This is a genomic window from Streptomyces sp. NPDC037271 (assembly GCF_055603605.1).
Map to the genome: position 1 here is coordinate 82,091 of NZ_JBVJVN010000028.1, position 21,254 is coordinate 103,344.

General features: G+C 73.1%; 24 protein-coding genes and 1 pseudogene. 21 read left to right on the forward strand and 4 right to left on the reverse strand.

The genetic code is table 11. From position 1 onward, the window contains the following. The first annotated feature begins 85 nt into the window (after positions 1-85). From ACZ7G3_RS31630 to ACZ7G3_RS31655, 6 genes are all read left to right on the forward strand, one after another. Positions 86-811, forward strand: coding sequence for a class I SAM-dependent methyltransferase (locus ACZ7G3_RS31630; RefSeq protein WP_426597490.1), 726 nt, complete (start codon positions 86-88; stop codon positions 809-811). Between the two features lie 304 nt (positions 812-1,115). Next, positions 1,116-1,949 (forward strand): M55 family metallopeptidase, encoded by an 834-nt coding sequence (locus ACZ7G3_RS31635; RefSeq protein ID WP_426597489.1) that lies wholly within the window; start codon positions 1,116-1,118, stop codon positions 1,947-1,949. Continuing rightward, on the forward strand, positions 1,942-3,264 hold the full coding sequence (locus ACZ7G3_RS31640; RefSeq protein WP_470929746.1) for a M20/M25/M40 family metallo-hydrolase: 1,323 nt from the start codon (positions 1,942-1,944) through the stop codon (positions 3,262-3,264). The genes ACZ7G3_RS31635 and ACZ7G3_RS31640 overlap by 8 nt, the downstream gene beginning before the upstream one ends. Before the next feature lie 28 nt (positions 3,265-3,292). Next, entirely contained in the window at positions 3,293-5,260 is a 1,968-nt protein-coding gene (locus ACZ7G3_RS31645; RefSeq protein WP_470929748.1) for a prolyl oligopeptidase family serine peptidase, read from the forward strand. Between the two features lie 14 nt (positions 5,261-5,274). Then, positions 5,275-6,198: a S66 peptidase family protein gene (locus ACZ7G3_RS31650; protein ID WP_426597486.1), complete on the forward strand. Its 924-nt coding sequence runs from the start codon at positions 5,275-5,277 to the stop codon at positions 6,196-6,198. A 42-nt stretch (positions 6,199-6,240) separates the two neighbouring features. Then, complete coding sequence (locus ACZ7G3_RS31655; protein WP_470929750.1) at positions 6,241-6,867, forward strand: GNAT family N-acetyltransferase; 627 nt, start codon at positions 6,241-6,243, stop codon at positions 6,865-6,867. On the opposite strand, the gene ACZ7G3_RS31660 is transcribed toward ACZ7G3_RS31655, so the two are convergent. Next, entirely contained in the window at positions 6,839-7,201 is a 363-nt protein-coding gene (locus ACZ7G3_RS31660) for a DUF6204 family protein (protein WP_470929752.1), read from the reverse strand. The genes ACZ7G3_RS31655 and ACZ7G3_RS31660 overlap by 29 nt on opposite strands. 148 nt (positions 7,202-7,349) lie before the next feature. Here ACZ7G3_RS31660 and ACZ7G3_RS31665 point away from each other — a divergent pair, with 148 nt between their 5' ends. Further along, complete coding sequence (locus ACZ7G3_RS31665; RefSeq protein ID WP_470929754.1) at positions 7,350-9,326, forward strand: DUF5107 domain-containing protein; 1,977 nt, start codon at positions 7,350-7,352, stop codon at positions 9,324-9,326. 17 nt (positions 9,327-9,343) lie between these two features. On the opposite strand, the gene ACZ7G3_RS31670 is transcribed toward ACZ7G3_RS31665, so the two are convergent. Continuing rightward, positions 9,344-9,691 carry a VOC family protein gene (locus tag ACZ7G3_RS31670; protein WP_426517732.1) on the reverse strand — a complete coding sequence of 116 codons (348 nt, stop codon included), beginning with the start codon at positions 9,689-9,691 and terminating at the stop codon, positions 9,344-9,346. 81 nt (positions 9,692-9,772) lie between these two features. Between ACZ7G3_RS31670 and ACZ7G3_RS31675 the strand changes: the two genes are divergently transcribed. Further along, a complete protein-coding gene (locus tag ACZ7G3_RS31675) occupies positions 9,773-10,288 on the forward strand; it encodes a phage holin family protein (RefSeq protein WP_470929756.1) in 516 nt (171 codons plus the stop codon). Positions 10,289-10,354: 66 nt separating this feature from the next. Here ACZ7G3_RS31675 and ACZ7G3_RS31680 read toward each other — a convergent pair. Then, a pseudogene (locus ACZ7G3_RS31680) lies at positions 10,355-10,492 on the reverse strand (LLM class F420-dependent oxidoreductase); the annotation flags it as partial. A gap of 196 nt (positions 10,493-10,688) precedes the next feature. Here ACZ7G3_RS31680 and ACZ7G3_RS31685 point away from each other — a divergent pair. The 13 genes from ACZ7G3_RS31685 (at position 10,689) to ACZ7G3_RS31745 (ending at position 20,960) form a co-directional block, all read left to right on the forward strand. Further along, positions 10,689-12,638 (forward strand): NAD(P)/FAD-dependent oxidoreductase, encoded by a 1,950-nt coding sequence (locus tag ACZ7G3_RS31685; RefSeq protein ID WP_470929758.1) that lies wholly within the window; start codon positions 10,689-10,691, stop codon positions 12,636-12,638. After that, positions 12,635-14,482 (forward strand): transketolase, encoded by a 1,848-nt coding sequence (locus tag ACZ7G3_RS31690; protein WP_426597481.1) that lies wholly within the window; start codon positions 12,635-12,637, stop codon positions 14,480-14,482. Before ACZ7G3_RS31685 ends, ACZ7G3_RS31690 begins: the two co-directional genes overlap by 4 nt. Next, positions 14,479-15,411: a non-homologous end-joining DNA ligase gene (gene ligD / locus ACZ7G3_RS31695; RefSeq protein WP_470929760.1), complete on the forward strand. Its 933-nt coding sequence runs from the start codon at positions 14,479-14,481 to the stop codon at positions 15,409-15,411. The genes ACZ7G3_RS31690 and ligD overlap by 4 nt, the downstream gene beginning before the upstream one ends. 105 nt (positions 15,412-15,516) lie before the next feature. After that, complete coding sequence (locus tag ACZ7G3_RS31700) at positions 15,517-15,882, forward strand: gas vesicle protein GvpO (RefSeq protein WP_426597479.1); 366 nt, start codon at positions 15,517-15,519, stop codon at positions 15,880-15,882. A 159-nt stretch (positions 15,883-16,041) separates the two neighbouring features. After that, entirely contained in the window at positions 16,042-16,479 is a 438-nt protein-coding gene (locus tag ACZ7G3_RS31705) for a gas vesicle structural protein GvpA (protein ID WP_426597478.1), read from the forward strand. Next, a complete protein-coding gene (locus tag ACZ7G3_RS31710; protein WP_470929762.1) occupies positions 16,476-17,249 on the forward strand; it encodes a GvpL/GvpF family gas vesicle protein in 774 nt (257 codons plus the stop codon). Before ACZ7G3_RS31705 ends, ACZ7G3_RS31710 begins: the two co-directional genes overlap by 4 nt. Positions 17,250-17,253: 4 nt before the next feature. Next, the gene (locus tag ACZ7G3_RS31715; protein ID WP_470929764.1) at positions 17,254-17,517 is read left to right on the forward strand and encodes a gas vesicle protein GvpG; all 264 of its coding nucleotides are present in this window, start codon (positions 17,254-17,256) and stop codon (positions 17,515-17,517) included. Continuing rightward, the gene (locus tag ACZ7G3_RS31720) at positions 17,514-18,215 is read left to right on the forward strand and encodes a DNA primase (RefSeq protein ID WP_470929766.1); all 702 of its coding nucleotides are present in this window, start codon (positions 17,514-17,516) and stop codon (positions 18,213-18,215) included. The genes ACZ7G3_RS31715 and ACZ7G3_RS31720 overlap by 4 nt, the downstream gene beginning before the upstream one ends. Then, entirely contained in the window at positions 18,212-19,372 is a 1,161-nt protein-coding gene (locus ACZ7G3_RS31725; protein ID WP_470929767.1) for an SRPBCC family protein, read from the forward strand. Before ACZ7G3_RS31720 ends, ACZ7G3_RS31725 begins: the two co-directional genes overlap by 4 nt. Next, complete coding sequence (locus ACZ7G3_RS31730) at positions 19,369-19,695, forward strand: gas vesicle protein (protein ID WP_055419336.1); 327 nt, start codon at positions 19,369-19,371, stop codon at positions 19,693-19,695. The genes ACZ7G3_RS31725 and ACZ7G3_RS31730 overlap by 4 nt, the downstream gene beginning before the upstream one ends. Then, positions 19,692-20,486 (forward strand): GvpL/GvpF family gas vesicle protein, encoded by a 795-nt coding sequence (locus tag ACZ7G3_RS31735; RefSeq protein WP_470929769.1) that lies wholly within the window; start codon positions 19,692-19,694, stop codon positions 20,484-20,486. The genes ACZ7G3_RS31730 and ACZ7G3_RS31735 overlap by 4 nt, the downstream gene beginning before the upstream one ends. Then, on the forward strand, positions 20,483-20,665 hold the full coding sequence (locus ACZ7G3_RS31740; RefSeq protein ID WP_055419334.1) for a gas vesicle protein: 183 nt from the start codon (positions 20,483-20,485) through the stop codon (positions 20,663-20,665). Before ACZ7G3_RS31735 ends, ACZ7G3_RS31740 begins: the two co-directional genes overlap by 4 nt. Further along, on the forward strand, positions 20,640-20,960 hold the full coding sequence (locus ACZ7G3_RS31745) for a gas vesicle protein K (protein WP_470929771.1): 321 nt from the start codon (positions 20,640-20,642) through the stop codon (positions 20,958-20,960). Before ACZ7G3_RS31740 ends, ACZ7G3_RS31745 begins: the two co-directional genes overlap by 26 nt. A 70-nt stretch (positions 20,961-21,030) precedes the next feature. Here ACZ7G3_RS31745 and ACZ7G3_RS31750 read toward each other — a convergent pair whose 3' ends face one another. Continuing rightward, positions 21,031-21,201, reverse strand: a complete 171-nt coding sequence (locus ACZ7G3_RS31750; protein WP_426517705.1) for a hydrophobic protein — start codon at positions 21,199-21,201, stop codon at positions 21,031-21,033. Positions 21,202-21,254 lie beyond the last annotated feature (53 nt).

The window sequence follows — 21,254 nt, forward strand, 5'->3', positions numbered from 1 at the left end:
GGCGCTTGTGGCCGTGCGCCGGGCGCGATACACCGTACGGGCCCGTCACTCCGGCGGGCCGTACGTCGCACCTGGGGAGACGGGCATGAGCGTCACGAATCGGTACCGGAACGCCTGGGAGAGCTTCTGGAGCGAGGCGCCCGGAGGCCAGGGGGCGGTGTTCTGGGACGCGGAGCCCATGCTGACCGCCGGGCGGCACCTGGCGTACTTCGAGCCGCACCTGACCGACCCCGGCCTGCCGTTGATAGACCTCGGCTGCGGCAACGGCACCCAGACCCGGTACTTCGCGGACCGCTTCCCGCACGTCGTCGGCGCCGACCTGGCCACCGCCGCCCTCGACCACGCCCGCCACGCCGACCCCGCCGGCCAGGCGGTGTACCGGCAACTGGACGCCGCCGACAAGGCCGAGGCGGAAACGCTGCACGCGGAGCTGGGCGACGCCAACGTCTACGTGCGGGGCGTCCTGCACCAGTGCGAGCCCGACGACCGCCGGCCACTGGCCGACGCCCTCGCCGCACTCGTCGGCGTACGCGGCCGCGCCTTCCTGGTGGAACCGTCCCAGGAGGCCGGGACCGTGCTGACGGGACTGGCCCGGGGGCCCGAGGGGCCCCCGGCCAAGCTGGCGCCCGTCCTGCGGCACGGCCTGACCCCCGGCGCGATCCCCGACGAGGCGGTACCGGAGTACCTGGGCGCGGCCGGCCTCACCGTCCTGGCGAGCGGTCAACTCCCTCTGTTCACCACGGAGTACACACCGGACGGCACACGGATCGAACTGCCGTCGACGTGGGTGGTGGCGGGGCGGCGCGAGTGACGGACGCGCCGGGTGGTGAGCGAGCCCGGCGCGTGCATTCCCGGGGCAGGCGTCGAGCCCGTTCCGAGCCTGCGGCGGGAGCGGCGCCTGCGCCCTGCCGCAGGCGCCGCATCCGAGGCTCGCGCACCCGCCCGGCACGTCGGTCGGGCGCGGGCCGGCGTCGGGCAGCCGCCGCTCCACGACCGGCCGATCGCGTGGAAAGAGCTGGTCGTAGCCCGTACGAGGTGAGTTCAGTGGTCCGGACCACCGATAGTTATCCACAGCTCTGGCCGAGGCGGCCGGGCAGCGCGTACGGTTTCGAGGCATGAAGATCCTCATCAGCGCCGACATGGAAGGCGCCACCGGTGTCACCTGGCCGGCCGACGTGCTGCCGGGGACGCCGCAGTGGGAGCGGTGCCGGTCGATGTTCACCTCGGACGTGAACGCCGCCGTGCTGGGTTTCCTCGACGGCGGTGCCGACGAGGTGCTCGTCAACGAGGCGCACTGGACCATGCGCAACCTGCTCCTGGAGCAGCTCGACGAGCGGACGCAGATGCTCACCGGCCGGCACAAGGCGCTGTCCATGGTGGAGGGCGTCCAGCACGGGGACGTGGACGGCATCGCGTTCATCGGGTACCACGCGGGCGCCGGCATGGAGGGCGTCCTCGCGCACACCTACCTGGCCAACCAGATCACCGGCGTGTGGCTGAACGACGTACGGGCCAGCGAGGGGCTGCTCAACGCGCACGTCGTCGCCGAGTACGGGGTGCCGGTGGTGCTGGTCACCGGGGACGACGTGGCGTGCGAGGACGCGCTGGGGTACGCGCCCGAGGCGCTGAAGGTCGCGGTCAAGGACCATGTGTCGCGGTACGCGGCCGTGTGCCGTACGCCGGCCAGGACCGCCGGCGACATCCGGGCGGCGGCAAAGGAGGCGGCGGCGCTCGCGGTGCGGCACGAGCCGGTGAGCGGCGGGCCCTTCACCGTCGCGGTGGAGTTCGACGCCGAGCACCTGGCGGCGGCCTCGACCGTCGTGCCGGGCGTGGCCCGCATCGGGGAGCGGAAGGTGGCGTACACCCACGACACCATGTTCGAGGCGATCCGCACCTTCAAGGCGGTCACCACGATCGCCTCGGCCGCGGTGGAGGAGCAGTATGGCTGAGAGTCCCGAGGGCGTGGACGCGCGGGCGCTGGACGAGGTCGTGCGGTTCACCTCCGAGCTGATCCGGATCGACACGACGAACCGGGGCGGCGGCGACTGCCGGGAGCGGCCCGCCGCCGAGTACGCCGCCGCGCGGCTCGCCGAGGCGGGGATCGAACCCACGCTGCTGGAGCGGACCGAGGGCCGCACCAACGTCGTCGCCCGGATCGAGGGCACCGACCCGTCGGCCGGAGCGCTGCTCGTGCACGGCCATCTGGACGTGGTGCCCGCCGAGGCCGCCGACTGGAGCGTGCACCCGTTCTCCGGGGAGATCCGCGACGGGGTCGTCTGGGGGCGCGGCGCCGTCGACATGAAGAACATGGACGCGATGATCCTGGCCGTCGTGCGCGACTGGGCCCGGCAGGGGGTACGCCCCCGGCGCGACGTCGTCATCGCGTTCACCGCGGACGAGGAGGCCAGCGCCGAGGACGGCTCCGGCTTCCTCGCCGACCGGCACGCCGCGCTGTTCGAGGGCTGCACCGAGGGTGTCAGCGAGTCGGGGGCGTTCACCTTCCACGACGGCGCCGGCCGCCAGTTCTACCCGATCGCCGCCGGTGAGCGCGGCACGGGCTGGCTCAAGCTCACCGCACGGGGGCGGGCCGGACACGGGTCCAAGGTGAACCGGGAGAACGCGGTCACCCGGCTCGCCGCGGCGATCACCCGCATCGGCGGCCACGAGTGGCCGCTGCGGCTGACCCCGACCGTGCGCGCCGCCCTCACCGAACTCGCCGCCGTCTACGGCATCGAGACCGACCTGCGCGACGTCGACGCGCTGCTGGACAAGCTCGGACCCGCCGCCGGGCTGGTCGAGTCCACCGTCCGCAACAGCAGCAACCCGACCATGCTGGACGCCGGTTACAAGGTCAACGTCATCCCCGGGCAGGCCGTCGCATACGTCGACGGGCGCTTCCTGCACGGCTTGGAGGACGAGTTCCGCAGCACCCTCGACCGGCTCACCGGGCCGGACGTGGACTGGGAGTTCGCCCACCGCGAGGTCGCCCTCCAGTCGCCGGTGGACTCGCCGACGTACGCCCGGATGCGCGCCGCCGTCGAGGAGTTCGCCCCGGAGGGGCACGTGGTGCCCTACTGCATGTCCGGCGGCACGGACGCCAAGCAGTTCTCACGCCTCGGCATCACCGGCTACGGTTTCGCGCCGCTGAGGCTGCCCGAGGGCTTCGACTACCAGGCCCTCTTCCACGGTGTCGACGAACGCGTCCCCGTCGACGCGCTGCACTTCGGCGTCCGCGTCCTCGACCGTTTCCTGCGCACGGCGTAGCGCCTGCCCGACGAGACCTGGAGGAGAAGTGGGCGAGTCAGTGCAGACCCTGGCGTACGGATCGTGGCCCTCACCCGTCGACGCGGCCCTCGCCGCCGCGCACGACGGACGGCCCGACGACGTGGGCCTCGTCGGTGACGAGGTGTGGTGGACCGCGCCCCGGCCCGCCGAGGGCGGGCGGCGCACCCTGGTGCGGCGGCTTCCCGACGGCACCGAGGAGCCGGTGCTGCCCGCGCCGTGGAATGTCCGCAGCCGCGTCATCGAGTACGGCGGCCGGCCCTGGGCCGCACTCACGACGGAGTCCGGGCCGCTGGTGGTCTTCGTGAACTTCGCCGACCAGCGGCTGTACGCCTACCGGCCGGGCGGCGCCGAGCCGCGTCCGCTCACGCCCGTCTCGACGCTGGGCGGCGGGCTGCGGTGGGCGGAGCCGGACGTGCGTGCCGAGCGCGGCGAGGTGTGGTGCGTCCTGGAGGAGTTCACCGGCGACGGGCCCGGCGACGTGCGCCGCGTCCCGGCGGCGGTGCCGCTGGACGGCTCGGCTGCCGACGACCGGGACGCGGTCCGCGAACTCACCGGCGACCGGCACCGCTTCGTCACCGGCCCCCGCCTCTCGCCCGACGGGCGGCGCGCGGCCTGGCTCGCCTGGGACCATCCGCGCATGCCCTGGGACGGCACCGAACTGATCGTCGCGGAGGTCGGCCCGGAGGGCACGTTCCGGGACGCCCGGACGATCGCCGGCGGGCCCGAGGAGTCGATCGCCCAGACGGACTGGGCCCCGGACGGCGCCCTGCTGTACGCCTCCGACCGCACCGGCTGGTGGAACCTCTACCGCGACGGGCAGCCGCTGTGCACCCGCGAGGAGGAGTTCGGCGGGCCGCTGTGGAAGCTCGGGCAGCGCTGGTTCGCGCCGCTGGACAGCGGCCTGATCGCCGTCGTGCACGGCCGGGGAGCCACCGCCCTCGGCATACTCGACCCCGAGACCGGCGAGGTCGTCGACGCGGCGGGCCCCTGGACCGAGTTCGCGGCCACGCTCGCCGCCGACGGCGAGAGGGTCGTGGCCGTCGGGGCGAGCCCGCGCAGCGCCTACGAGGTGGTCGAGCTGGACGCCCGTACCGGCCGGGCCCGGGTCGTCGGCGCTCCGCACGACGACGCCGTGGACCCGGCGTACTACCCCGGACCGCGGATCCGCACGTTCACCGGCCCCGCCGGGCGGGAGATCCACGCCCACCTCCATCCGCCGCACAACCCCGCCTGTCTCGCACCGGACGGCGAGCTGCCGCCGTACGTCATCTGGGCGCACGGAGGGCCCACCAGCCGGTCGCCCCTCGTCCTCGACCTGGAGATCGCCTACTTCACCTCGCGCGGCATCGGCGTCGCGGAGGTCAACTACGGCGGTTCGACCGGGTACGGCCGGGAGTACCGCAACCGGCTGCGCGAGCAGTGGGGCGTCGTCGACGTGGAGGACTGCGCGGCCGTCGCCCTCGCCCTCGCGGACGAGGGCGTCGCCGACCGGGAACGGCTCGCCGTGCGGGGCGGCAGCGCGGGCGGCTGGACGGCCGCCGCCTCGCTGACCGCGACCGACGTCTACGCCTGCGGTACGGTCAGCTACCCCATCCTCGACCTGACCGGCTGGGGCACGGGCGAGACCCACGACTTCGAGTCCCGGTACCTGGAGGGCCTCATCGGCCCGTACGCCGAGGTGCCCGCCCGGTACGTCGAGCGGTCGCCCGCCGCGCACGCCGACCGGATCACCGCACCGTTCCTGCTGCTCCAGGGCCTGGACGACGTGATCTGCCCGCCCGTGCAGTGCGAGCGGTTCCTCGCCCGCATGGAGGGCCGGGGAGTGCCGCACGCGTACCTCACCTTCGAGGGCGAGGGACACGGGTTCCGCCGGGCGGAGACCATGGTGCGTGCCCTGGAGGCCGAACTCTCCCTCTACGCGCAGGTCTTCGGCCTGGATCCGCGCGGCATCCCGACCCTGGAGCTGACCGGATGAGGGAGGGGAGAAAGGTGAGCGAGCTGACCCGGCCGCCCCGGCTCGCCCCCGGCGCCCGGGTGGCCGTCGTCGCGCCCAGCGGCCCCGTGCCCGAGGAGCGGCTGCAGGCGGGCCTGGACGTGCTGCGGGGCTGGGACCTCGACCCGGTCGTGGCACCGCACGTCCTGGACCGGCACCACGCCTTCGACTACCTCGCGGGCACGGACACCGACCGGGCCGCCGACCTCCAGGCCGCGTGGTGCGACCCGTCCGTGGACGCGGTGCTGTGCGCCCGCGGCGGGTACGGCGTCCAGCGCATGACCGACCTGCTCGACTGGGAGGCGATGCGCGCGGCCGGACCGAAGGTGCTCGTCGGGTTCAGCGACATCACCGCGCTGCACGAGGCGTTCGCCGCCCGGCTGGGTCTGGTCACGCTGCACGGGCCGATGGCCGCGGGCATCGACTTCCTCAAGAACGCGCGGGCGCAGGAGCACCTGAAGGCCACCCTGTTCGCCCCGGAGACGGTCCGCGTGATCGCCTCCGGCGGCACGCCCATGGTCCCCGGCCGGGCGCGCGGCGTCACCCTCGGCGGCTGCCTCGCCCTGCTCGCCGCCGAACTGGGCACCCCGCACGCCCGCCCCGCCGCGCGCGGCGGACTGCTGTGCCTGGAGGACGTGGGGGAGGAGACGTACCGGCTGGACCGCTACCTCACCCAGCTGCTGCGCGCCGGACTGCTCGACGGGGTCAGCGGTGTGCTGCTCGGTTCGTGGCACGAGTGCGAGCCCTACGAGCGGCTGCGGCCCATGCTGGCCGACCGGCTCGGCGGCCTCGGTGTGCCGGTCGTCGAGGACTTCGGCTTCGGGCACTGCGAGGGTGCGCTGACCGTACCGTTCGGCGTCATGGCGGAGCTCGACGCGGACGCGGGCACCCTGACGCTGGACCGGCCGGCGCTGCGCTGACCACGCCCCGCGCGCGGCGGCACGACGTCGTAGGCTGGCGAAATGCCGCACACCCCGTCCCGCCTCCTCGCCGAGGGCCCCCGCGTGGTCATACGGCACTTCACCTACGAGGACGGCGCCGAGTTCACCGCCCGGGCCCGTCAGAGCAAGGACCTGCACCACCCGTGGCTCTTCCCGCCGGACAGCGCCCGGGCGTACGACGCCTACGCGGCGCGGCTGATCGAGGACCCGACCAAGGCCGGGTTCCTGGTGTGCGAGAAGGAAACGGGCGAGCAGGAACCGGGCGAGAAGGAAACGGGCGGGTCGGACGGCGGCGGGTCGGACGGCGGTGGGGCGGGCGGCGGCTCCATCGCCGGATTCGTCAACATCAACAACATCGTCGAGGGCGGCTTCCGCAGCGGCGCGCTCGGCTACGGCGCCTTCGCGCACGCGGCAGGCCGCGGGCTGATGCGCGAGGGACTGGACCTCGTCGTGCGGTACGCGTTCGGACCGATGCGCCTGCACCGGCTGGAGATCAACGTGCAGCCGGGCAACGCCGCGTCGATCGCGCTGGCCCGCGCCTGCGGCTTCCACCTGGAGGGCTTCTCACCGAGGATGCTCTACATCGACGGGGCCTGGCGCGACCACCAGCGCTGGGCGATCACCGCCGAGACCGTGACTTCCGGTTGATCTTCATCGTGTCCAGGTCCGTCACCGTCGACCGCAGCTCGCGGAACCCGTAACCCAGCCCGCGCAACGTCGTCTCCGCCCGGTCCTCGGCGATCGCACCCGCCATCTCCTCGCCGTCCGCCGCGTCCGACACCACGACGTACCGCATCGAGAAGTGCTTCAGCGGCGAGGGCTCGTACGACAGCGAGCCCTCCTCGGTGAACCGCATGCTCGCCATCCCGTGCTCGCCGGCCTCGGCGAGCAGCCGGGCACGGGCCCGATCGGTCAGGCCCTCCCAGGCGCCCCGGACGATCACCCGGTAGGTGTGCTGCTCACTCGCGTGCTGCTCACTCACGTGCCGCTCCTCCGTATCCGCGTCGACCGCCCGACCCTACGCCCGCCGCCCGCACGGCGCCCAGGGAATTCGAACGTGCGCGACGTCGCGCGAACGTGACCGGTGGCCCTCTGTTCAGCGCACCGGCGAACGGCTTCCATGGGGAACCGTGACGACGATCCGACGTGAGGTACTGCGCCTGCCCGCCGCGCCGCTGGGGCCGGACAACCCCCTGCCGCCACTGCGCCCCCTGGACGAGGCCCACCGCATCGACGAACGGGACCGGGCCGGCCTGCCGCGCGACATGGCCCGCCAGGTCGACTACGAGCCCTTGCGCAGCCTGCTGCCCGTGCGGGTCAGGGACGGCTACGACCGGGCGCGCGAGGCACGGGAGACCGACGCCCTCGTCATCGAGAACGACCGGCTGAGGGCCACCGTCCTGCCCGGCCTCGGCGGCCGTATCGCCTCCCTCCACCACAAGCCGACCGACCGCGAACTCCTCTACGTCAACCCCGTGCTCCAGCCCGCCAACTTCGCCCTCAACGGCGCCTGGTTCTCCGGCGGCATCGAGTGGAACATCGGCGCCACCGGTCACACCACCCTGTCCTGCTCGCCCGTGCACGCCGCCCGCGTGCCCGCTCCCGACGGCGGGGAGATGCTGCGCCTGTGGGAGTGGGAGCGGCTGCGCGACCTGCCCTTCCAGGTCGACCTGTGGCTGCCGGACGGCTCGGACTTCCTCCACGTCGGCGTCCGGATCCGCAACCCGCACGAGCGCCCGGTGCCGACGTACTGGTGGTCCAACATCGCCGTGCCGGAGGAGCGGCGCGTCCTCGCCCCGGCCGACGAGGCCTGGCACTTCGGCTACGAGAGGCGACTGCGCCGGGTGCCCGTCCCGTCGTACGACGGGGCCGACCGGACGTACCCGCTGAACAGCACGTACGCCGCCGACTACTTCTACGAGGTGCCGGACGGCCGGCGCCGCTGGATCGCCGCACTCGACGCGGACGGGCACGGGCTCGTGCAGACCTCGACCGACGTGCTGCGCGGCCGCAAGCTCTTCGTGTGGGGCACGGGGCCCGGCGGGCGGCGCTGGCAGGAGTGGCTCACCGAGCCCGGCACCGGCGGCTACTGCGAGATCCAGGCCGGGCTCGCCCGCACCCAGCTGGAACACGTCAAGCTGGAAGCGGAGAGCGAGGTGTCCTGGCTGGAGGCGTACGGGCCGCTCGACGCGGCACCCGAGGGCGAGTGGCACACCGTACTGCGCGGGACCGAGGAGCGACTGGAGACGGTCCTGCCGCGCGCCGACGTCGACGCGGCCTACGCGGCGTGGCGGCCGTACGCCGACGCCGAGCCAGGCGAGAGCCTCGCCACCGGGTCCGGCTGGGGCGCGCTCGAAGTGCTGCGCGCGGGCTGGAAACTGCCCGGCACGCCCTTCGGGGAGCACACCCTCGGCGACGAGCAGCGGCCCTGGCTGCACCTGCTGCGCGCCGGGTCCCTGCCCGGACCGGGCGGCCACGAGCCGCCCGGGGGCACACTGGTCTCCCGGCCCTGGCGGGACATGCTGGAGACCACGGCCGCCACCCCGGCCGCCGAGTACCACCTCGGTGTCGCCCAGTGGCACGGCGACGACCGGGCCCAGGCGGTGCGCAGTTGGGAACGGGGCCTGAAGACCGCCGCGGCCGGCTGGCCGCTGCTGCGCTGCCTCGCCGTCGCCGACCAGGAGGACGGCCACCACGAGCGGGCCGCCGACCGGTACGCCGAGGCCTTCGACGGCCTGTGCGGGCAACTGCGGGAAGGGCGGGAGGGGGAGGACGTCCGCGACTCCGAGGAGTGGGTGGCCGTCGCCGCCGCCCTCGGCCGCGAGGCGATCGAGGCGCTGCTCGCCGTCGGGCGGACGGCGGATGCCCGTGCCGTGTGGGAGCGGCTGCGCCCCGCGACACGGGCCCGCGGCCGGTTCCGGCTGACCGAGGCGGAGCTGCTGGCGGCCGAGGGCCGGCGCGAGGAGGCGCGGGCCGTCTTCGACGAGGGCTTCGAGGTCGCCGACCTGCGGGAGGGCGCGGAGAACATCGGCCGGCTGTGGGCCCGGCTCGGCGACGAACCGCTCCCGGCCCGGTACGACTTCCGGATGCGGCCGGACGGGGGGTGACCCCGCCCGGCCCGCCCCTACGCCTGCCGGTCCACGTACTCGTAGATCGTCCCGTCCGGGTGCCGGGCGATCAGGTTGCGGCCGGCGGGCGTCGGGACCGGGCCCGCGATGACGTCCGCGCCCAGCGAGGTCAGGACACGGTGGGTCTCCTCGACGTCGGTCACGGCGATCGTCGCGGTGATCTTGCGCAGCACCTCGAGCTGGGACTCGGGCCCGCTCATCAGCAGGAAGCAGCCGACCGCGGCGGCTTCGACACCGCCGCGTTCGAAGCGGTGGGCGCGACCGCCCGCCAGACCTTCGTAGAAGGGGATCGCCTTGTCCAGGTCGTCGACGTAGATGCGCAGTGTGGCTCCCAGAATGTCCATACGGAGGAGCCTAGTTGGGAGGGGCGGGGCCTCACCCGCGGGTCGGCCCATGGAAGTTCCGCTCGCGGGTACCCGCGACATATGGACCGCATGGATCACTTGGAACACCTGGACAAGCATCTGGTCGACGAACTGGCGCAGGTGGCACGCGAGACCGTGCGCGACGAGCTGCGTGAGCAGACGAGGAAGCAGCGTCGCAAGGCCACGCTGTACGCCGCGTCCGGTGCCGCCGCCCTGTACGCGGGCGCCGCCCTCGCGCTCACCGTGGGCCTGGCCCTCGCCACCGGCCTGCCGGACTGGACCGCCGCGCTGATCACGGCCGTCCTCCTGGGCGTCGCGGCGTACCTGCTGCGCGGTGCGGCCCGGCCGGGGGCCACCCACGGCACGGGGCCGGACCGCACCCTCGGCGGTGACGCGCCGGGTGTGCCGCCGAGCGGACTCGGCATGCCGTACCCGCCGATGCCACCCGTCGCGCCCGGCGGTGTCGGCGGCGCGACCGGCGCCCCGGGGGCGGGCACGCCCGCACCGGGCGGCACCGGCCCGGCGGCGCCGCGCCGGGACGACATCGACCCCGAGGCCCCGCACGGCCGCGGCTGACCGGCCGCCGCCCACACGGCACGGCGCCCCCCGACAGCGGTGCGGGGGGGCGCCGCCCTGCCCCGCTCAGGCGCCCTGCTGGAGCTGCGGCAGCACAGTCGTACGGCAGAGGTCGCAGAAGTCGCAGAAGCCGCGCGGGCCGGGGCCGATCTGGTCGGCGTACACCCGGTCGAAGCCCGCGTCGGCGAACTTCCGCGGCTCCGCGCCGGAGGGTGGGGCCCGGCCCGGGTGCCCGGGCGTCCGGCCGGAAACCGGCGGCGCGGGGCACTGGGCGGGAAATGTGCGGAACTGTGCGGGGCGCCGGGAGGGGCCGCCGCGCGGGGGCCCGGCGGACGTTTGGGTGCCCTGGCCAGGGGGACGCGGAAGGCTCACGAGGTACGCGACAGCCCGGAGGCGAACCGTGAGCCGACCCCGCATCGTGATCGTCGGTGCCGGCTTCGCCGGGTACCGGACGGCCCGCACCCTGTCCCGGCTCACCCGGCACCAGGCCGACATCACCCTGCTCAACCCGACCGACTACTTCCTCTACCTGCCGCTGCTGCCCCAGGTCGCCGCCGGAATCCTGGAACCGCGCCGGGTCAGCGTGTCCCTGTCGGGCACGCTGCCGCGCGTCCGGCTGGTGCTCGGCGAGGCCGACGGCATCGACCTCGACGGGCACACCGTGCGCTACACCGGCCCGGAGGGCGACCGGGGCACCCTGTCCTTCGACCGGCTGGTGCTCGCCGCGGGCAGCGTCAACAAGCTGCTGCCCATTCCCGGCGTCGCCGAGCACGCCCACGGCTTCCGCGGGCTGCCGGAGGCGCTCTACCTGCGCGACCACGTGACCCGGCAGGTGGAACTGGCCGCCGCGGCCGGCGACCGCGCGGAGTGCGCCGCACGGTGCACCTTCGTCGTGGTCGGGGCGGGATACACCGGTACGGAGGTCGCCGCGCACGGCCAGATGTACACCGACGCGCAGGTTCGCAGGCACCCGATGCGCACCGGTATGCGGCCCCGCTGGATGCTGCTGGACGTAGCGCCGCGGGTGCTGCCCGAGATGGACGAACGGCTCTCCCGCACCGCCGAGCGGGTGCTGCGGCAGCGGGGCGTCGACGTCCGGATGGGGATCTCCGTGAAGGAGGCCACGCACGACGGGGTCGTGCTGACCGACGGCACGAGCGTCGACACGCGCACGCTGGTGTGGTGCGTGGGCGTGCGGCCCGATCCCCTGGTGGAGTCCCTCGGGCTGCCCGTGGAACGCGGCCGGCTGCTCGTCGACCCGCACCTCCAGGTGCCGGGGCGGCCCGAGCTGTTCGCGTGCGGTGACGTCGCCGCGGTGCCCGACCTGAACCAGCCCGGCCAGTACACGCCGATGACCGCACAGCAGGCCTGGCGGCACGGCAGGGTCTGCGCCCAGAACGTCGCCGCGTCACTCGGCATCGGCGGCGGGCGGCGGGTCTACCGCCACCGTGACATGGGGTTCGTCGTGGACCTGGGCGGCGCCAAGGCCGCCGCCAACCCGCTCGGCCTCCCGCTGTCCGGCCCGGCGGCGGGCGCGGTCACCCGCGGCTACCACCTCGCGGCGATGCCGGGCAACCGCGTGCGGGTCGCCGCGGACTGGCTGCTCGACGCGGTACTGCCCCGGCAGGCCGTCCAGTTGGGTCTCGTACGGTCCTGGTCCGTCCCCCTGGAGTCGGCGTCGCCGGAGGTGGCGCGGGTGCCGGGGAAGGCGGGGACACGGAAGAAGGAGGGGGCGGCGGACGGGGACGGGCCCGGACCGGGGCGCGGAGACGGGCCCGGACCGGGGCGCGGAGACGGCCTCGGCTCTGCGGACGCCCACGGCAGCCCCGGCGACGAACCCGCCAAGAATCAGCCGGGTGGCGAGCCAGCCAAGAACCAGCCGGGTGGCGAGCCCGCCAAGAACCAGCCGGGTGGCGAGCCCGCGAAGGGCGGGCCGGGCGGTGAACCGGCCAGGAGTCAGCCGGGTGGCGAGCCCGCGAAGGGCGGGCCGAGTGGTGCTCCCGCGAAGGGCCGAGGGGGCAGCGGCCCGGCGAAGGGCCGGACCACTGAACCCGGCGGATCCGCGGCCCCCGGCAAGTCCCGCCCCGCCGGAACGCCCGCCAAGCCTCCGTCCACCGCGGCGCCCGCCAGGCCGCCGTCCGCCAACGCGCCCGCCGAACCACGGCGGCCGGGCGCGGCGCCCGGCAGACCCCGGCACGGCGCCGGTGCGGCGCCCACCCCCGCCCGTTCCGCCGGCGCGCCCGACGACCCCGGCCCCGAACCCCCGGCGAACCAGCCGCCCCCCGGACCCGACATCGCCCCCGGCCCCGTCAAGCGTTCCGACGGCCGTGCCGCGGAAGGAGACTCATGAACACCGGTGAACTCGTCGACCTAGGACAGCAGCTGCGCGTCGACAGCGTACGGACGTCCGCCGCCGCGGGCTCCGGACACCCGACGTCCTCGATGTCCGCCGCGGACCTGATGGCCGTACTCCTGGCCAACCACCTCCGCTACGACTTCGAGCGCCCCGCCCACCCCGGCAACGACCGCTTCGTCCTCTCCAAGGGACACGCCTCACCCCTCCTCTACTCCGCCTACAAGGCGGCCGGCGCCATCGACGACGAGGAACTGCTCACCTTCCGCAAGCTGGGCAGCCGCCTGGAGGGGCATCCCACGCCGCAGCGGCTGCCGTGGGTCGAGACGGCCACCGGTTCGCTCGGCCAGGGCCTGCCCGTCGGTGTCGGCATCGCGCTGTCCGGCAAGCGGCTGGACCACGCCGACTACCGGGTGTGGGTGCTGTGCGGCGACAGCGAGATGGCCGAGGGGTCGGTGTGGGAGGCGGCCGAGCACGCCGGGTACGAGAACCTCGACAACCTGACCGTGATCGTCGACGTCAACCGGCTCGGCCAGCGAGGTCAGACCCGGCACGGCCACGACCTCGACGCGTACGCGCGCCGTTTCCGGGCCTTCGACTGGCACACGATCGAGATCGACGGCCACGACGTGGACGCCATCGACCGCGCCTACGGCGAGGCCCTGTCCACCAAGGGCCAGCCCACCGCGATCATCGCCCGCACCCTCAAGGGCAAGGGGGTGAAGGCGGTGGAGGACCGCGAGGGTCAGCACGGCAAGCCGCTGCCCGAGGCCGAGGAGGCCATCGCCGAGCTCGGCGGCCCGCGCGACCTCACGGTCCGGGTACAGGAACCGCCGTCCGCACGGGCACTGCACTCGGCCGGCACCGGCCAGACCGAGCTGCCCCGCTACGACAAGGGCGACGAGGTCGCCACCCGCAACGCCTTCGGAGAGGCGCTCGCCGCGCTCGGCACCGCCCGCGGTGACGTCGTCGCCCTCGACGGCGAGGTCGGCGACTCCACGCGCGCCGAGTTCTTCGCCAAGGAACACCCGGAGCGCTACTTCGAGTGCTACATCGCCGAGCAGCAGATGGTCGCCACCGCGGTGGGGATGGCGGCGCGCGGCTGGGTGCCGTTCGCCACCACCTTCGCCGCCTTCCTGACCCGCGCCCACGACTTCGTGCGCATGGCCTCGGTCAGCGGCTCCGGCATCAACCTCGTCGGCTCCCACGCGGGCGTCGCCATCGGCCAGGACGGGCCCAGCCAGATGGGCCTGGAGGACCTCGCGATGATGCGGGCCGTCCACGGCTCGACCGTGCTGTATCCGTGCGACGCCAACCAGACCGCCCGGCTCGTCGCCGAGATGGCCGGCCTGGAGGGCATCCGCTACCTGCGTACCTCGCGCGGCGAGAGCAAGGTGATCTACAGCCCCGACGAGGAGTTCCCCGTCGGCGGCAGCAAGGTGCTGCGCTCCTCCGACCGCGACCGGCTGACCGTCGTCGCGGCCGGTGTCACCCTGCACGAGGCACTCGCCGCGGCCGACGCCCTCGGCCGGGACGGCATCCCGGTCCGGGTCATCGACCTGTACTCGGTCAAGCCCGTCGATCTGGCCACCCTGCGCGAGGCCGCCGAGGACACCGAATGCCTGCTGACCGTGGAGGACCACCGACAGGAGGGCGGTATCGGCGACGCCGTCGTCGACGCGTTCTGCGACGGCCGGCCCGTGCCCCGTCTGGTCCGGCTCGCCGTCGGGACGATGCCGGGCTCCGCGACCCCGGCCGAGGAACTGCACGCCGCGGGGATCGACGCCGAGTCCATCGAGGCGGCCGTACGGATGCTGGTGGAGCAGGCGATCATCCCGTGAGCGGTGACGCCGTACGGACCGTCCGGGCCGGCCGGCGCACGGTGGAGGTCCATCGGCCGGACAAGGTGCTGTTCCCCAAGGGGGACGGCGGCGCGAAGGAGGAGTACACCAAAGGCGACCTCGTCGACTACTACCGTGCCGTCGCCCCTTTCATGCTGCCCCACCTGCGGGGCCGCCCGCTGATGCTGGAGCGGCATCCGGACGGCGTCGACGGACCGCGGTTCATGCAGAAGAACACTCCGGCGCACTACCCGGAGTGGATCAGCCGCGTCGACGTGGCCAAGGAGGGCGGCACCGTCTGTCACACCGTCTGCGACGACACCGCGACCCTCCTCTACCTCGCCGACCAGGCCGCCCTCACCCTGCACCGCTGGCTGTCCCGGGCCGGGAAGGCCGACTGGCCGGACCGGATGGTCTTCGACCTCGACCCGGCCGGTGACGACTTCGAGGCGGTACGGGAGGCGGCCCGGCTGCTGGGCGAGCTGCTCGACGAGCTGAGACTGCCCTCGGCGCTCATGACCACCGGGTCCCGGGGGCTGCACGTCGTCATACCACTGACCACTCATCAGGACTTCGACGACGTGCGTGAGTTCGCCCGGACCGTCGCCGATGTCCTGGCGGCGTCCCACCCCGACCGGCTCACCACCGCCGCCCGCAAGAAGGACCGGGGCGACCGGCTCTACCTCGACATCCAGCGCAACGCCTACGCGCAGACCGCCGTGGTCCCCTTCACCGTCCGCGCCCGGCCCGGCGCACCCGTGGCCGTCCCCATCTCCTGGGACCAGCTGGACGACCCCGCCCTGCACGCCCGCCGCTGGACGATCGCGGACGCCGTCGGCCAGGCCCGCACCCGGCCCTGGGCCGGGATCATGAGCCACGCCCGGGCCCTGGGACCCGCCCGCCGGCGGTTGAACGCCCTGCGCGGCTGAGCAGGCCCCGGCAGGCACGGGGGCGTGGTGTGGGCGGGTGGCACATGCGTGCGCCCGTAAAGGTTTGGCGAACACACTTGCGGCCACACGGAGGGGGAGGTGGCCATGTCGAACACGAACAACACGTCCGAATCACAAGGCTCACAACAGAGTTCACAGAAATCACAGAAGACACAGAAGGCCCAGGACTCACAGGAGCCGCGTCGGCCACGGCCGATGGAAGTTCTGCGCGAGGCGCGAGCCCAGCTCGCGGAGCTCACCGGCATGACCGCGGAGTCCGTGTCGTCCTTCGAGCAGACGGAGGAGGGCTGGTCGCTCGAGGTCGAGGTTCTCGAACTCGAGCGGGTGCCCGAAACGATGAGCCTGATGGCGAGCTACCAGGTGGAGCTCGACGCCGAGGGGCAGCTCACGGGCTACCGGCGCGTCAGGCGCTACGAGCGCGGTCGGGCCGACGCGCGCGGCGGCCGCTAGGCCGCCCGGCCGCACCGCCCGAACGCACCCACACCCGCAGACACCACCCACAGAACACCGCACCAACAAACAGCGCACCCAACACCCCCACACCCCCACACCCCCCACAAACATCCCCCCCACAAACATCCCCCACAAACAAGATGGAGGAAAGCAGGCATGACTGTCGTACCGGCACAACAGACCGGCGGTGGAGGCGGCAGCAGCGGCCTTTACGACGTGCTTGAGCTTGTTCTGGACAGGGGGCTCGTCATCGACGCATTCGTGCGCGTCTCCCTGGTCGGCATCGAGATTCTGAAGATCGACGTCCGTGTCGTCGTCGCCAGCGTGGACACCTATCTGCGCTTCGCCGAGGCATGCAACCGGCTCGACCTGGAGGCCGGGCCGCGCAAGGCCCCGGGCCTGCCCGACCTGGTCGGTGAGATGACCGAGTCCGGCGCCCGCGGCAAGTCCAAGGGGGCGCTGTCCGGCGCCGCCGAGACCATCTCCGACGCGTTCAAGCAGGCCCGTGACGAGGGCGGCTCCGAGCGCGAGACCGCATCGCGTCCGCGCGCCCGCAAGGCCGCGCCCTCGCGCCGGAAGGAGGAGCAGGAGTGAGTACGTACGTCTACGGCATCACCGCCGGTTCGCATCCCGGGCTCCCCGAGGGCATCCGTGGCGTCGGCGACCCGCCGAGCGAGGTGCGGCTCCTGAAGGAGGGCGGGCTGGCGGCCGTCGTCAGCGACGCGCCCGAGGGACTGCGCCCCAAGCGCAGGGAACTGCTCGCCCATCAGAACGTACTGAGCGAGGTCGGCGCGGCCGGGTGCGTGCTGCCCATGCGCTTCGGCAGCGTCGCCCCGGACGACAAGTCGGTCACCGGGGTGCTCGCCGAGCGGGCCGAGCACTACAGGGAGCGCCTGGAGGCGCTGGACGGCCGGGTCGAGTACAACATCAAGGCCAACCACGTCGAAGAGGCCGTCCTGCACCACGTCATGGCCGAGAACGCGGAGATCCGCGCCCTCGCGGAATCCAACCGGCGTTCGGGTGGTGGCAGTTACGAGAGCAAGATCCAGCTCGGTGAGATGGTCGCGGCCGCGGTCAAGGGCAAGGAGGCCGAGGACGCCACCACGCTGGAGCGCGCCCTGGAGCCGGCCGCCGACGCTGTGAGCGTGGGCCCCGAGTCCACCGGCTGGCTGGCCAACGTGTCGTTCCTGGTGAACCGGGAGTCGGCCGAGGAGTTCCTGGCCGCCGTCGAGCAGGCCCGCGACCGGATGCCGCACCTGGAGGTGCGCGTGAACGGCCCGCTGCCGCCGTACAGCTTCGTCGAGCCCGGTCCCGCAGAGCCCGCGGGCACGGCGGCCGGCGGGATGGACACCGGAACGGGATGAGGACATGGGACTGATCTCGGAGGTCCTGCTGCTGCCGTTCGCCCCGGCGCGCGGCAGCGCATGGGCCATCAGACAGGTGATGAACGAGGCCGAGCGGATCTACTACGACCCCGCCACGGTCCGGGCCGAGCTGGCACGCCTGGAGGAGCAGTTGGAGGCCGGCGAGATCTCCGAGGAGGAGTTCGACCGACAGGAGGACGGGCTTCTGGACCGGCTGGAGATCGCTACGCGCACGAGCGCGGGATTGGGCAACGGGACGGCACCATGAATCGAGCGGGACTGGGCCTCGCGGTAGGGGCCGGCTATCTGCTGGGACGGACGAGGAAACTGAAACTCGCGGTCGCCGTGGGCACCATGGTGGCCGGCAAGAAGCTGAACCTGACCCCGAAGGGCATCGCGGAACTGGTCTCCACGCAGGTGCAGAACAACCCCCAGTTCAAGGAGATCGGGGACCAGCTGCGCACGGACCTGCGGGGCGTGGGCAAGGCGGCGTCGGGCGCCATGGTCGAGCGGCAGATCGACGCGCTCGCCGACCGCCTGCACGGACGTACCGCCCAGGTGCGCGACCAGCTCTCCGGTGTGACGTCCCAGGTGCCGGTCGCCGGATCCGACGACTCCCGCGACTCCGAGGCCTCGGAGGACTCGGAGGACGCCGAGGAGCACGCGGAGTACGACGACGAGCGGGACGAGCGGGACGAGCGGGACGAGCGGGACGAGCAGGATGAGCGGGACGAGCGGGCGGGCCGGCGCGAGTCGCGCGAGCGGGCCGCGAAGAAGGCACCGGCCGAGGCACGCAAGGCGGCCAGGAAGGCACCCGCGCCAGCGAAGAAGGCCGCGGCGAAACGGGCGCAGCCGGCCAGGAAGGCAGTCGGCAAGAAGGCAGCCGGCAAGAAGGCGGCGGCCGGGGCCAGGAGCGCCGCCCGCGGTGCCGGGGCCCGGCAGTCGAAGGGCGGTGGGGAGCGATGACCGACACCCTCGGTTCCGCGGCCTCCACGGCGGGCAAGGCCGCGAAGAAGAACCCGATCGCCGACGCGGCGCGGAGCGAGGCGGCCGACCGCCTCAAGGCGGAGGTCCAGGACTACCTCGCCGCCCAGGTCACACGGCTGCTGACCGGCGTCGGCACCAAGCTCGGCGAGACCACCGGCAAGCTGAACGACATCGCCGAGGGCAAGAGCCCCGGTTTCGCCAAGCTGGCCCTCGACGGCGGCCGCAAGCTCGCCGAGGGCAAGAGCCCGGTGCGGGCCGCGTTCGAGGTCGGCGCCGGCAAGGTGAAGGACAACGTGGTCGGCGCCGTCAAGAACCTCGGCGGCGGCAAGGGCAGGAAGAAGGGCGGCGGCGGCCAGAAGCCGACCGTCATCATCGAGTACGTCGACGTCGGCGTACCGCTGCGCACGGCCTACGACCAGTGGACCCAGTACCAGGACTTCAGCACCTTCGCGAAGGGCGTGAAGAGCGCGAACCGCGCCGACGACACGTCGTCCGACTGGCAGCTGAAGGTCTTCTGGTCCAACCGCAGCTGGAAGGCGAAGACCACCGAGCAGGTGCCGGACGACCGGATCTCCTGGACGTCGGAGGGCGCCAAGGGCACGACCAAGGGCGTCGTCAGCTTCCACCGGCTCGCCGACAACCTCACCCGCGTGATCCTGGTCATCGAGTACTACCCCAAGGGTCTGTTCGAGAAGACCGGCAACATCTGGCGTGCCCAGGGCCGCCGGGCCCGCCTCGACCTGAAGAACTACGTCCGCCACATCACCCTCAAGGGCGAGGCGGACGACGGCTGGCGCGGCGAGATCCGCGACGGCGAGGTCGTCCGCAGCCACGAGGACGCCCTCGCGCGGGAGCAGGAGGGCGAGGAGCCGCCCGAGACGGAGGCGGAGACCGGCTACGAGGAGGAACCCGAGGGCGAGTACGACGGAGAGTCCGAGTCCGAGCCCGAGGGCGAATACGAAGGCGAGTACGAGGAAGAGGCGGAGCCCGGGCCCGAGGACGAGTACGAGGAGGACAAGGAAGCCGGAGAGGACGAGTACGAGGACGAGGAAGAGGACGGGTACGCGTCCCGTGACGCGTACGACGATCACGAGGACGACGATCAAGCGGAAGCCGATCGCGGGAGCCGTCGATGACCACACCCAGCCGGCTGCCCGATCCCTATGGCCAGGGACAGAGCGCCAACCTCGCCGACATCCTGGAGCGGGTGCTCGACAAGGGAGTCGTGATCGCGGGCGACATCCGGATCAACCTGCTCGACATAGAGCTGCTCACCATCAAGCTGCGGCTCGTCGTCGCCTCCGTCGACAAGGCCAAGGAAATGGGCATCGACTGGTGGGAGAGCGACCCCGCTCTCTCCTCCCGCGCTCGGCGCGACGAACTGACCCGGGAGAACGCCGAGTTGCGTGAACGTCTGCGCGAGCTGGACCCGGGTCGCGTACCGAGGGAGGCACCGTGACCGGACTGCGGTACGTCTACGCCGTCTGCCGTCCCTTCGGCGCGGCCCTGCAGGCCCAGCTGACCGGGGTGGCGGGCGACCCGCCCCGGCTGCTGGCCCACCGCGACCTGGTCGCCGTGGTCAGCCATGTGCCGGAGGCCGACTTCTGCGAGGAGGCGCTGCGCGCCCACCTGGAGGACCTGGACTGGCTGGCCGGGACCGCCCGCGCCCACCAGCAGGTCATCGACGCGCTCACCGCCGTCACCACCCCGCTGCCGCTCCGGCTGGCCACCGTCTTCCGGGACGACAGCGGCGTACGCGTGATGATGGAGGAGCGGGAGGACGCCTTCCGGCGCACGCTCGACCGGCTGGACGGACGCGTGGAATGGGGCGTCAAGGTGTACGTCGAGGCGGAGTCCGAGCAGACCGCCCCAGTGGCGGAGCCCGCCTCCAAGCCCGCCTCGGGCCGGGACTACCTGCGGCAGCGGCGCATGCGGACCCGGGCGAACGACGCCCTGTGGGCCACGGCCGAGGAGTTCGCGACGCGCCTGCACGAAACGCTGACGTCCCGGGCCGACGACGCGCGGCTGCACGCGCCGCAGAATCCCGGCCTCTCCGGCGCCGCCGGACGGAACGTACTCAACGCGGCCTATTTGGTGCGGCGCGACGTCTCCGAGGAATTCGTGGAAATGGTGGACCGGACAAAGGACGAGGCCCCCGGAATTCGCGTGGAACTCACCGGACCGTGGGCAGCGTATTCATTCGCCGGGGAAGAGACCTCCGGCGGGGCAGGGACGGGGGAGGGATCATGACCGTCGTCGAACGCCGTGAGATCGCCCTCGTCGACCTGCTCGACCGGCTCCTGGCGGGCGGCGTCGTCATCACCGGCGACGTCACGCTGCGCATCGCGGACGTCGACCTGGTCCGCATCGACCTGAACGCGCTGATCAGCTCGGTCAACCGCGATGTTCCGTCGCCGTTCGGGGATTGACGTGAGTGAACACACCGAGCCCCGCAAGCGCCTCGACCTCGAGCCGGACACGGTCGAGCGCGACCTGATCAAGCTGGTGCTGACCGTCGTCGAGCTGCTGCGCCAGCTCATGGAGCGCCAGGCGCTGCGCCGCGTCGACGAGGGCGACCTGAGCGAGGAGCAGGAGGAGCGGATCGGGCTGACCCTGATGCTCCTCGACGACCGCATGACCGAACTGCGCGACCGCTACGGACTGCGTCCCGAGGACCTGAACCTGGACCTCGGGCCGCTGGGACCGCTGCTGCCCCGGGAATGAGCCTTCGGGGCCGGGAAGGCCGCTGCCCCGGGAGTCGGTCTCCCGGGGCAGCGGCTTCGTCACGCGTCGTTCACCACCTGTACCAGCGGCCCCTGCCGCCGCCGGCCGTCGTCCCGCGGGCCAGGAAACCCAGCAGCCACAGGACCAGGACTGCCAAGGCAATCCACCAGAGAATCTTCACGGCGAATCCCGCGCCGAAAAGAACAATCGCGAGAAGCAGTACGAGCAGAAGCGGAACCATAATGTCGAACCTCCTGTCGTACTGGTTTCCCGTAATCCACCGATCAGGCGTGG